Origin of the sequence: Aerococcus viridans, from assembly GCF_002871935.1 — a bacterium.
Classification (GTDB): domain Bacteria; phylum Bacillota; class Bacilli; order Lactobacillales; family Aerococcaceae; genus Aerococcus; species Aerococcus viridans_B.
In genome coordinates, this window is the sequence record NZ_PNHQ01000004.1 from 43,595 (window position 1) to 56,238 (window position 12,644).

10 protein-coding genes are annotated in these 12,644 nt (G+C 37.1%); 4 read left to right on the forward strand and 6 right to left on the reverse strand.

The genetic code is table 11. The features are described 5' to 3' along the window. The first annotated feature begins 2 nt into the window (after positions 1-2). From CJ191_RS02445 to CJ191_RS02455, 3 genes are all read left to right on the forward strand, one after another. A complete protein-coding gene (locus tag CJ191_RS02445) occupies positions 3-953 on the forward strand; it encodes a glycosyltransferase family 2 protein (protein ID WP_102198893.1) in 951 nt (316 codons plus the stop codon). A gap of 2 nt (positions 954-955) precedes the next feature. Next, positions 956-1,360: a GtrA family protein gene (locus CJ191_RS02450; protein WP_257994104.1), complete on the forward strand. Its 405-nt coding sequence runs from the start codon at positions 956-958 to the stop codon at positions 1,358-1,360. Between the two features lie 146 nt (positions 1,361-1,506). Beyond that, complete coding sequence (locus tag CJ191_RS02455; RefSeq protein WP_102198895.1) at positions 1,507-2,817, forward strand: ISL3 family transposase; 1,311 nt, start codon at positions 1,507-1,509, stop codon at positions 2,815-2,817. A gap of 198 nt (positions 2,818-3,015) precedes the next feature. Here the strand turns inward: CJ191_RS02455 and CJ191_RS02460 are convergent, their stop codons facing one another. The 4 genes from CJ191_RS02460 to CJ191_RS02475 form a co-directional block, all read right to left on the reverse strand. Continuing rightward, entirely contained in the window at positions 3,016-4,647 is a 1,632-nt protein-coding gene (locus CJ191_RS02460) for a C40 family peptidase (protein ID WP_102198896.1), read from the reverse strand. Between the two features lie 377 nt (positions 4,648-5,024). Beyond that, positions 5,025-5,765, reverse strand: a complete 741-nt coding sequence (locus CJ191_RS02465; protein ID WP_070468685.1) for a CPBP family intramembrane glutamic endopeptidase — start codon at positions 5,763-5,765, stop codon at positions 5,025-5,027. Positions 5,766-5,829: 64 nt separating this feature from the next. Further along, positions 5,830-6,270 (reverse strand): pyridoxamine 5'-phosphate oxidase family protein, encoded by a 441-nt coding sequence (locus tag CJ191_RS02470; protein WP_102198897.1) that lies wholly within the window; start codon positions 6,268-6,270, stop codon positions 5,830-5,832. 141 nt (positions 6,271-6,411) lie between these two features. Further along, complete coding sequence (locus CJ191_RS02475; RefSeq protein ID WP_219721550.1) at positions 6,412-8,559, reverse strand: beta-glucosidase; 2,148 nt, start codon at positions 8,557-8,559, stop codon at positions 6,412-6,414. Positions 8,560-8,818: 259 nt separating this feature from the next. Between CJ191_RS02475 and CJ191_RS02480 the strand changes: the two genes are divergently transcribed. After that, on the forward strand, positions 8,819-9,562 hold the full coding sequence (locus CJ191_RS02480; RefSeq protein WP_102198898.1) for an alpha/beta fold hydrolase: 744 nt from the start codon (positions 8,819-8,821) through the stop codon (positions 9,560-9,562). A gap of 81 nt (positions 9,563-9,643) precedes the next feature. Here CJ191_RS02480 and nox read toward each other — a convergent pair whose 3' ends face one another. Together nox and CJ191_RS02490 are read right to left on the reverse strand one after the other, a co-directional pair. After that, positions 9,644-10,981, reverse strand: coding sequence for a H2O-forming NADH oxidase (nox, locus tag CJ191_RS02485; RefSeq protein WP_102198899.1), 1,338 nt, complete (start codon positions 10,979-10,981; stop codon positions 9,644-9,646). A gap of 413 nt (positions 10,982-11,394) precedes the next feature. Further along, positions 11,395-12,615: an AI-2E family transporter gene (locus CJ191_RS02490; protein ID WP_102198900.1), complete on the reverse strand. Its 1,221-nt coding sequence runs from the start codon at positions 12,613-12,615 to the stop codon at positions 11,395-11,397. Positions 12,616-12,644 lie beyond the last annotated feature (29 nt).

A 12,644-nucleotide genomic window follows, 5' to 3' on the forward strand; every position in this document is an offset into this window, starting at 1 on the left:
ATATGTTATCAGTAATTGTGCCATGTTTTAATGAAGAAGAATCTATTCATCTTTTCTACAAAGAAATGGAAAAGGTCAAGCAATTGATGGATCAAGATATTGAATATATTTTTGTGAATGATGGTTCATCAGATAATTCTTTAAATGAAATGAGAAAGCTAGCTAAAGAGAATGATCAAGTACGCTATATTTCTTTTTCAAGAAATTTCGGTAAAGAAGCAGGGATTTATGCAGGGTTAAAACAAGCCAAAGGAGACTTTGTGACCTTAATGGATGTAGACTTGCAAGATCCACCTGAGTTACTGCCAGTAATGCTTGATAAATTATACCAAGATCCCACGCTTGACTGTGTTGGGACAAGGAGAGTAGACCGTGACGGGGAACCGCCTATTCGTAGTTTTTTTGCGAAACAATTTTATGCACTCATGAATAAAATTAGCGATACTGAATTTGTAGATGGTGCACGTGATTATCGGTTGATGACCAGACGAATGGTGGATGCTATTCTTGAATTGACAGAATACAATCGCTTTTCAAAAGGATTATTTTCGTGGGTAGGCTTTAACACGGTCTATCTAGAATTTGAAAATAGAGAAAGGGTCGCTGGTAATACTACTTGGTCATTCTGGAGTTTGTTTAAGTATTCAGTTGAAGGCATTATCAACTTTTCTGAAATTCCTTTATCAATTGCTTCATATACTGGAGCCTTGATGTTTGTCGTTTCTATTATTGCAGGATTGATCATCATACTACGTGCATTAATGTTTGGAGATCCAACTGCGGGATGGCCTTCTCTAGTGGTAATTATCTTGTTTATCGGTGGTATTCAACTACTTTGTCTCGGCATCATCGGAAAATATATTAGCAAAATTTTCTTAGAAACTAAAAATAGACCTATATTTATTATTAAAGAAACTGAAGCAGATTTAAAGAATGAATTGAATGAGGATTAATGATGGCATTTATAGATCAGTTGAAGCAAAAGTTATTTAATCAAGAATTTGTTATCTATGTAGTTTTTGGTGTATTAACAACATTAGTCAATATTGTGTCATTCTTTTTGATGAGACAAGTATCAAGTCTTTTTATTTCTAATACAGTGGCTTGGATTTTGTCTATCATATTTGCTTATATTACCAATAAAATTTGGGTGTTTAGAGCAAGACAGTGGTCAGTGGGCACAGTTCTTAAAGAATTTTCCAGTTTTGTTACTTTCCGCTTATTATCTTTTATAATTGATATGTTGTGCATGCTTTTATTAACTTATTTAAGTATAGGAGAAGGCTGGGCAAAACTTATCACACAAATTGTAGTCGTCTTGTTAAATTATATTTTTAGTAAAGTGTTTATATTCAAATAAATGAGGATATTCATCACCAAAAAATCGCGGCTCTACAATATATAGGACTGATGACTAAAAAAGTCATTGGTCCAATTTTTTTCGCAAAAAAACGAGGATTCCATTATCATTAAGTTAACGACAACTAATAGATAGGAGATCCTCGCATGAATAATTTTATCAATATTACCCTACAATTGAAAGATGAAAATATTATATTTGATACTAAAAATGTGGTTGAAGAGAAGAAATTTAATAATAGGTTATCGCTATTCTATCATGCTAAATTGGAGGTAAATCCCCAGTACTGTCCAGCCTGCGGCTGTATAAAAGAAGGACATAACATCGTTAAAAATGGGACTAAGACCTCAAGAATTACGTTAACAAAAGTTTCTGGCCTCCCTGCTTATCTAGTACTACGAAAACAACGTTACTACTGCAAAGAATGCGCGAGTTATTTTACAGCAAAATCAGATGTTGTGGGTGAAAACTGCTTCATCTCGAAGCGCGTAAAGCGCATGGTTATGGACTTAGCGACAGAATCATTGACGCTAAAACATATGGCCGAAACATGCAATATTTCTGATCATACTGTACAGCGCGTGATTGACGGCGTTGGTGATGATCTTAAACCTAGCATATTTGATCCGTTGCCTGAACATATTGCTTTTGATGAATTCAAGGGTGTGAAGAATACTGAAGGAAACATGAGCTTTATTTTTATTGATAACACTAGCTCACAGATCGTAGATATATTAAGTGATCGCAAAAAAGTACATCTACGCGATTATTTCCTTGCTTATCCATTGAAGACAAGACAACGTGTTAAAACTGTGACGATGGATATGTATACGCCATATATGGAAATTGTTCAGGAGCTTTTTCCTAATGCAAAAATTATTATTGATCGTTTCCACTTAGTACAAGCATTGAATCGAGAATTAAATAAATTACGTGTAGCCGTGATGAATGAATTTAGACATTCCGATCATAGACTTTACAATAAATATAAAAGCTACTGGCGACTATTCTTGACACCTAGAGAAAACCTAGATACATGGCATTATCAATCCTTCAAGCTGTTTGATTGGCTCACCAATACCGGTGGTATTGTCGAATATTTATTAGATAAGAATCCGATGTTAAAAGCAACCTATAACATTGTACATAACTTGCGTGAAGCACTTCAGGAGAATGATTCTGAAGCATTTCTAACCCAGCTTGCACACACTAAGCTAGCTATAATCCCTAATGGACTTAAACGAGTATTACGCACATTTATTAAATTACAGCGCTTTATTGGTAACACCTTCAAATATAAACATCTAACGAATGGCCGTATTGAAGGTCTTAACAATAAAATTAAGGTGCTTAAACGTATTGCTTATGGATATCGGAACTTTCAAAACTTTAGAACAAGGATATTACTTACGAACAAACTATATTTAAATGGGCTCCCTATTACGCAAGCAGCCTAAGGGCTGCTTGGATATGGAGATAAATATTTATATAATGAATAATGGAAATGAATGATAAATAAAAAAACCAAGCAATCAATGATTACTTGGAAATTATTCTCATCAGTCCGATTTGACGAAGAGCCAATTATTTCTAATAAAAAAAGGCCGAGGGGGGTAATCATCTCGACCTTTTGTATTCATTATTTAAATGATTGCTTAATTATAAGCTGCCATACTTACAGCAAATGATGGTGCCCAGTATGGGTTAATTGATTCTGAATGAACTGTTTCACCAGGACGTTGAGAATGGATGTATTGTCCATTACCTAATGAAATTGCCACATGGTATGGAGAACCGTAAGAACCCCAGAAAATTAAGTCCCCAGGTTGAGCAGATGAAACTGCAATTTTTGGACCAGCATATTGTTGCTCACCAGTATAGCCACCTACGTTAACCCCATAAGTTTGTTGGTAAACATAGTTCACGAAACCTGAACAGTCGAAACCTGCAGGTGATTTTCCACCCCATACATAAGGTACGCCAACTTGTGCATAAGCATTATTTAATAATGCTGTTACATTACCTGACTGTGCTTGAGCTTGAGCTACTGCTTCTGCTTCCGCTGCCGCTTGAGCTGCTGCCTCTGCTTCCGCTGCCTCTGCTTCCGCTGCCTCTGCTTCCGCTGCCGCTTGAGCTTCTGCCTCTGCTTCCGCTGCCTCTGCTTCCGCTGCCGCTTGAGCTTCTGCCTCTGCTTCCGCTGCCGCTTGAGCTTCTGCCTCTGCTTGGGCTGCTGCTTCTGCTTCCGCTGCCGCTTGAGCTTCTGCCTCTGCTTGGGCTGCTGCTTCTGCTGCCGCTTGAGCTTCTGCCTCCGCTTGAGCTTCTGCCTCCGCTTGAGCTGCTACTTCTGCTTCCGCTGCCGCTTGAGCTTCTGCCTCTGCTTGAGCTGCTGCTTCTGCTGCCGCTTGAGCTTCTGCCTCTGCTTGGGCTGCTGCTTCTGCTTCCGCTTGAGCTTCTGCCTCTGCTTCTACTTCTTCTACTGAATTTGAAACTTGTGTAACTTCTGGCGCTTCAACAACAGCTGCTTCTTCAGCAACTACTTCTGTTGCTTCTGCTACTACTGGTGCTTCTTCAACCACTTCTTCTTCAACTGTTGGCGCAACAGCTAAACCAGGAATAGCTAATGTTTGACCAACTAAAATTAAATCACTTGATAAGTTATTTTGAGCACGTAATTCAGATACTGAGACGCCAAATTGACTAGCAATTTTATTGATAGAGTCGCCAGCAACTACAGTATAGTTACCATTTTCATCTGCAACGTAGTTATTCACAGTTTCTGCTTCTACTGGTGTAGCTTCTATTTCTGCTGTTTCAACTGGTGCATCTACTACTGAAGTTTCTTCAACAACAGTTGCTGCTTGTTCTACTTGGCCTTTAACTTTTAATTGTTGTCCAACTAAAATCAAATCACCTGAAATACCATTTAATTCACGTAAGTTTTGTGCTGTTGTGTCAAAATCTGCCGCGATTTTATTTAAAGTATCCCCTTCAACAACAGTGTAAACGTTAGATGCATCTGCTACACGTTTTGTGCTAGCAACAACTGGTGCATCTACAGTCGGAATATTTAAAGTATGACCTGAGAAAATTAAATCTTGATTCTCAATTGTATTGGCTTCAACGATATCTGCAATAGATAAATCAAATTTACGTGAAATAGCAGTTAGCGTATCTCCCGTTTCAATTGTATACACTTCATCTGCTGAAACATTAGTAGTTGAAAAGGCTGCTAAAGCCGCTGACGTCGCTAACGATGTCCCTACCATTTTTTTTACTGAAAACTTCATTAAATTTCTACCCCCTGAAATTTCTAATTACAACTGCTATTATATACAAGCAATCGACACTTTTCCGTAACAATCAGGTTACAAATCCTTTACTCTTTCTTACACTTTTCCTTATATTTAGCTAATACTTTTAGATGGATTATTGTTTCTTTATAAATTTAATCTATTCAAAATATTCACAAGCTATCCAGAAGCTTAATAAATCAACTTTTCAAGAATACTCAAGTTCGCACTTTTCATTTATACGTAACACAAAAATATTACATTTATGTAACACAAATGTAACATTACTTGAAAACAACGTAAAAAAACCACTTTGAACAAGTGCTTTTATAGACACGCTATCGTTCAAAGTGGTATTTGTTACATAACATTCTTTAATATAGACCGAATATTAACATGATTGCACCCGGTAAATTATTCAAGAAGTGGATTAGGATGGCATCATTTATATTTTTGCTTCGCCAATAGGCCATAAAGCAAGCTGCGCCTATTCCTGCATAGATGATAAATGAAATAATATTACCCGAAAGATGCATACTCGAGAAGAATATTGAGGATAATATAATGGCTACCGTAAAATGCTTATCTTTGAACATGCCTTTACTGATCATGCCGCGGAAGATAATTTCTTCCATTATGGGTGCCATCGTAATAACAGTTAATCCAAGATTCAAGGCTAACAATATATTGGTATTATCTGCTAGTAATCCAAAAATTGCTTCATCATTTACAGTAGTGTCTTCGCCGTAAATCCTAGACATTAAATAAGACATGGCCAGTTTAAACCCTAAAATTGCTACAAATATCCCTAAATCCTTCAGCACATCATCCCATGTTAAACTGATTACATTTTCAGGATGTTGCTTTTGATAACGACGGTAGAACCAGTAGCTTACTGCGAGCATATAGATTATGCTGATAATTCCTATGATAGTTACCCATGTATTATCTAAAAGGCCACCATACATCACATATAGTTGAGGAAGTGAGACAATTAGCGTATAAACGAATGTCCACAAAATAACCTTAACCCCGCCCACTATCCAGCCAAGCCATTTTTGTCTAGTTGGATTCTGGTAGTAAGCTTCAGTATTTCTATTCTTCCTTTTCCCCATATAGTTCCCCTAACTTTTTGTCTGATTACAATTTCCTTCTATATAAAAGGTTCATTTATATTCATTAAGTATTGTGTTCATTTGCTGAAAATTCAAATGCATCATTTATATGTTCTTTTAGATTCATATAGAAGCCACTTCCTTCATATACTTGAAGTGGCACAACTGATTTACGGTCTTCTTCATCAGGATAGACATCTTTTACGTAAGGATTATCTTTTAAAATATCTTCTAAATATGATTGGTCAACTTCACGCACTTTACCTTCAATCGTAATCGCTTGAATACCATTTTCATCATTGGACATCCCTGAAATAGATACATTTTCGTTGTCTTTTAATTGCGTATAGAATTCATTGCCTGGCTTTGTCATAAAAAAGATACCATTTTCATTAGCAACACCAATATTCGCAAATCTAGTATGTGGTTTTCCATCACTATCCACCGTAGCAAAAACTACTGCACCAATATTTTCTAATAACTTCATGTAATCTTGTAATGCCATTTTACAACATCTCCCTTATTGTACTTCTTTCTTCCATTATAACGCAAATGCTAGAAATCCTTTAGTAAAATCTAAATCAAAAATATATCAAAACAACTGGAAAATGACAGATGGTCTTTTCCAGTTGTGACAAGTTAAATTTTATTGAATTGTATGCGTTAAAGTGAACGGTGTGTTGTCACTTGCATTTCCTACATAGAACTTGTACTCACCAGGTTCAATAATAAAGTCGTGGGTATTATTATCCCATACACCTAGTGGATGGTTAGTAGCGAACGGGTCAATAGTGATTGTGATATCCGATGTTTCTCCAGCAGCTAGATGAACTTTCTTGAAGCCAACTAAGCGCATCGGTGGTTGTCCATCGACTGGAATGCCAACATAAACTTGTACTACTTCTGCACCATCACGGTCGCCAGTATTGGTTACAGCAACTTGAATATTTATTGGTTCGTGCCCGTCTGACACTAAGTTATCTAGTCTAGCTTCTTCAATGGCAAAACTTGTATAGGATAAACCATGACCGAATGCAAATCCTGCTTTGACCTCCTGAGCTTGGTACCAGCGATAACCCATTTCCAATCCTTCTGAGTAACGAATTGTCGGGAATCCTTCGCCTTCATCAACACCTGGATGACGTTCTGCATGTCCATAAAAGATGGTGTCTTCATCACGAGCTGGATAGCTTGTTGGCACTTTACCAGATGGATTGACATTACCAAATACTAAATCAGCAACAACATGGCCATCTTCAACCCCTTGATTCCATACTTCTAATACTGCCGAAGCTTTATCAATCCAAGGTAATACGACTGGACTTGAATCTTTTAATACAACAACCGTTTGTGCATTTAAACCAAGTAATGCATCTACCATTGTATCTTGGTCTTTTGGTTGGTGAGCTGTCTCCATGTCCATTCCCTCTGTTGCGACTAATCCGGCCATAATAATTACTGCATCAGCATCCTTTACAGCTGCTTTTGCCTCTTTTAAGTTACTTAAATCATCCGCCACAATGAAAGTATTCACTGTTGTGTGACTATCTAAATCGGCTAAAACATCTTCCATTCCTTGTTTAGGCGCCACTGTATATAATGGGTCTACTTTAGAAGAACCACCACCACCTTGAGTAGCAAACTCAGCAAATTTTGATTGACCAACAATTAAGATATTATCGTGTGCTTTTGCATCTAGTGGTAAGAGATTTTGATCATTTTTCAATAAGACAGCTGATTGTTCACCAATACGACGTGCACGTTGACCGTTAGTCTTAGCATCAATTTCTCCTGGCTTATATTCACTTTCAAATACATTAAATTTGAACATTTGCGTGAAACGACGGATTAATGCCCGGTCGATTGTTTTCTCTTCAAGTGATTGATCTGCTAAAGCGGCTTTAATATTTGTTTCATTTAACCATTTAGCATCAGGCATTTCATGGTCTAATCCCGCGTTTAGTGAAGCTGCAGCTGAGCGAGCTGACCAGAAGTCAGTTTGAACATATCCTTCAAATCCCCATTCATTACGTAAAATATCATTTAATAAGTAACGATTTTCAGTGGCATAAGTACCACGTAATCGGTTATAAGCTGACATGATAGAGGCTACTTCACCATCTTTTATTAACATTTCAAATGGTAGTAAGTATAATTCACGTAACACATTTTCATCGATTTCAACAGAGTAACGGAAGCGTTCATCTTCCTGGTCATTTACTGCAAAATGTTTACCCATAGCAATGACATCATGACTTTGAATTGCTTTAGTAATTTCAACCCCCATCACACCTGATAGGAATGGATCTTCTGAAAAGTATTCAAAGTTACGTCCTGATATGGGTAGTCGGTGTAAGCATACAGCTGGTCCCTCTAATACATGTTGGCCTAATGTTTTGGTTTCTTCACCAATGATATCTCCATATGCATAGGCCAATTCCGGATCAAATGATGCAGCTAGACCAATTGTCATTGGTAAGGCTGTTGCTTTTGGACTTGGTGTACCGTCCCCCATACCAACACCAACTGGTCCATTTGTAATCCGATAACGTGGAATACCCAATTCTTCATTGGCTTTAACGTGACGTTCTACACGGATTTGACTAGCTAGTCTTGCCATTTCTTCTTCATCAGTGATTTTACCCATAGACCCATAGATGTCAATCGTTTCCATTGCGCCGTGTAATTGCTGGATTTTTTGATCAATATTCATATGTGCGACTAACAATTCTGCCCGTTCCTTAGGTTCTAAACTTGTATCTAGCCAAGGCATATCTTTTGTATTCATTTCCATATATATCCCCCATTTTTTTATTTTTGTTTCAGTTCTCCCAGCATTTATGAAACCCTTATCATTTTCTTTATCATACAATAATTTTAGCCTTTTGACCAGTTCTCTCACACCAAAAGCACAAGATTTGCAAACTTTAATCCATGTTAAAGCAAGCTGAGTCTACTAACAACAGTAAATTCTAAATATTTGCATTCTTGTAATCCTGTCGCTATGCTAGCTAGTAAACAAAACATGAAAAAATGATTGTGGGGTAGAACAATTGAAAATAACCATTAGAAGACGTCACATCGGCCAAATACCTTTACTTGAAGTTGTCCCTGTAAGAGACCGCAATGTACCTCTCCCATTGATTGTTTATTACCATGGTTGGCAGTCAAATAAGGAATTAAACTTAACGCAAGGGCGTAAATTAGCACAAGTCAGTTTTCGGGTGATATTACCAGATGCCATGAACCATGGTAGCCGTAAACAACCAGTATCCGCTATTCCGTCTTTAACTTTTTGGCAAAGTATCCAAAGTAACTTATTTGAATTTGGGGCTATTGTCCAACACTTTAAGCGGCTGAATTTAATTCTAGATGATCGTATCGGCGTTGGGGGAACTTCTATGGGTGGTTTTACTTCATCCGCTTTATTGACCCACCACCCAGAAATCAAAGTAGCGTCATGTATGATGGGGTCGCCGACACCCGTTCAATATCGAGACCAATTAATTGCTTATGCTCGTCAATTCTCTAACCATTTTGTCCCTGAAGATTTAATCGATTTAACCGCTTGGGTTGACCGGTATGATCTCTCTAGCCAAATAGATACATTAGCAGGTAGACCTTTCTTTATCTGGCATGGTGAGCGTGATTGGCGTGTACCTTATGACCAAACTGCAGCGTTTGTGAAAGAACATGCGGATTTAGATAATATTATTTTTATCCACGAAGATGAGGACCATTTGGTTAAAACAGAAACTATGGATATGATGACAGCTTTCTTTTTAGATCACCTTTAATAAACTAATATCAAAAAAGGCAACCTTCTTAGCTAATGTTCGCTAAGAGGGTTGCCCTTTTTTAAATTATGCTAGATTTCATTATTCAGCTTTTAAAGCTGCTTTTGTGATGTAGTTATATGGTTGATTGAAGTGTGGTAAGAAGAACAAGTCTAATAATGCTAATTTATCAATTGTCAATTGTTCTTGTACTGCTAATGAGAACATGTGGATACCCATTGATACGTCATAATGAGATACCATTTGTGCACCTACAATACGACGAGATTCTTCTTCGTATACGATACGTAATTTCACTTCTGCGTTTTCATCTGCTGGCATGAAACCTGGTAATTGTGTATCTTCGATGTCTGTGTATTTCACTTTCAAGCCGTTTTTCTCTGCTGCACGTACTGATAAACCAGTAGATACTAATTTCAAGCCGAAGATTTCGATACCATTTGAACCTTGGATACCAGCACCTTCTACATGGTTACCTAAAATATTTTGACCTGCAACGATACCTGAACGAACAGCATTTGATGCTAGTGCAATATAAGCTGTGTCATTTACAGCGTTTGAGTAGTTTGTTGCACAGTCACCTACTGCGTACACAGCATCATCACTTGTTTTGAAAGTACGGTCAACTAAGTAAGCACCATTCACAAATTTTTCTAAGTGGTCAGCACCTAATCCAGCGTTTGGACGGAAACCAATACAGTTGATGATAACATCTGCTTTATATTCGCCTTTTGTTGTTTTAAGTCCTGTAACTTTACCGTTTTCGCCTAAGTATTCTTCAGCTAGTTCACCAAAGTGAGTGTGAATACCGTTAGCACGTAAGTTTTCATCCATAGCTACTGCAAAGTCCTCATCATAGTAGTTCATTAATGAATGTGCTTCAGCGTCAAAAATGTGTACTTCTTTACCACGGCGAGCTGCTGCTTCTGCAATCTCAACACCGATGTAACCAGCACCGATCACACATACAACATTTGCATCATCTGTTGCTAAGGCTTTATCAACAGCTTGACCTTCTTGGAATAATTTTAGGAAGTGTAATCCATCTAAGTCATGACCTGGTAATTTAGGTGCGATTGGAAGAGATCCAGTCGCTAAAACTAATTTATCATAGTTTTCTTCTAATTTTTCTCCTGATTTAGTTTCTGCGTAAACCACTTTGTTTTCAAAGTCGATTTCTTTTACTTCTGTTTCTAAAGATATTTTTGCACCTTTAGCTTCGAAATCTGCAGCATTTGTGTAGAATAAACCTTCATAACCATCAATTTGACGACCCACCCATAATGCAGTCCCACAACCTAAGTACGATAAGTTAGAGTTACGGTCTAATAATGTAACTTCTACGTCTTGATCTGAATCTAATAAGGTGTTTGCTGCTGAAATACCTGCATGGTTAGTTCCTACTACTACAACTTTCATGAAACATTTCCTCCTTGGGGCATATATTTATTGCTCATTTATTTACAAGGTGAGAATAACACCATTTTTTAGGGATGACAAACCAAAGTTGTATAATATCTAAAAGCTCACAAAGTCTATATCAAGCATTTTTAAACGATAGTTTGTGAAAAACTTATTATACATCTTCAAAAGCGGTTGTTTTATTGCATTTTTTGTTATTTATCTATAAATTCTTTCCTTTAATCCAAATTCGTTATTTCACAAATTCGGATTCTTAAGTACATTTTTTGTATTAAATGTGTTTTTGCTTGTTGGTAAAAGAAAAAAGCACTCACAAATATTGAGCGCTTTTTCCCTATATATCAACATTTTCACCTTTTTCACTTGTGAATTTTCTATATGTGAAAAAGTTTGTGCATTTTTATACGATGTTATATTTTATCAATTTCTTTATTCGTTAATGTTTGATGACGTAAACTCTCTAAAAATTGTACTTTTTGTTCACTATCCTGATCTCTTGTCCGTTGAATCATACGTTCACGGTAAGCTACATCAATCTTGATAATTTTATAAATAGAAGCTAAGAACGGCACCCCAATCAGCATACCTGGAATCCCCATTAAGCCGCCACCAACAGTCACGGCAAATAAAACCCACATACTTGGTAAACCTATTGAATCTCCTACAACACGTGGATAGATTAAGTCCCCTTCTAATTGTTGAACAAGGAGGACAAAAATAAGATAAACTACTGCATAAGTCGGGTTTAAAGCTAGGAGAATCACTACCCCTACTGCACCAGATAAGAAGGCGCCAATAATTGGAATCAATGCCATTACACCTTGAAGGACTCCCAACATTGCTGCGTAGGGCACCTGCAGAATCAATAGTCCCGCTGTGACTAAAGCACCTAAGATGATCGCTTCAATTACCATACCTGAAATAAAACTAGAAAATGTTTCATTCGCAACTCGTGCCACATTTTTAATTAATTGATTCATATCATCGCGGACATAAACCGCTAGCAACCGATCCATTTGTTTGGCTAACTTTTCCTTTGAAAAAAGAATATAAATCGCAAACATAATACCTAAGAAGATATTCGTTACAGCACCGACTGAAGTAGTTAATACCGAAATAGATGTCGACGCTAGGCCTGAAGCTAGGTTGTTAATGCCATTTGCTACATTAGAAAAGATACTGCCCCAATCGATATCCGCTTGGTTTGCTAACTGATTCACTAAAGGAACTAAAGCTTTTTGACTGTTAAACCAATCTGTTAGATTATCAACAGCTTCAGGCACCACATCAATCAGGGTCATCACTGCTGAAGCCAATTGTGGTACCACAACGACAACTGTCGCTGCGATCACTAAGCAGACGACTAAGATAGCTAACATCATTGCAACTGGTCGTCTAGAGCCTTTCAAATACTTATTTTTTGCGTTTGGGTATAAATATTTTTCAATCCAAGTCATCAATAAATTTAAGACAAAGGCAATCATTCCACCTAAAATTAAGGGAAAAATCACTGACCAAATCATCGTGACAGTCTGTACAAGATAGGACCAATTGATGACAGCTAATATCAATACTGCAATCAAGACCAACCATTGTACGCCTTGTTTTGTTGGGGCAGTTATTTTTTTCAATTCAATTCAACTCTTTCTCTTTTTAATAT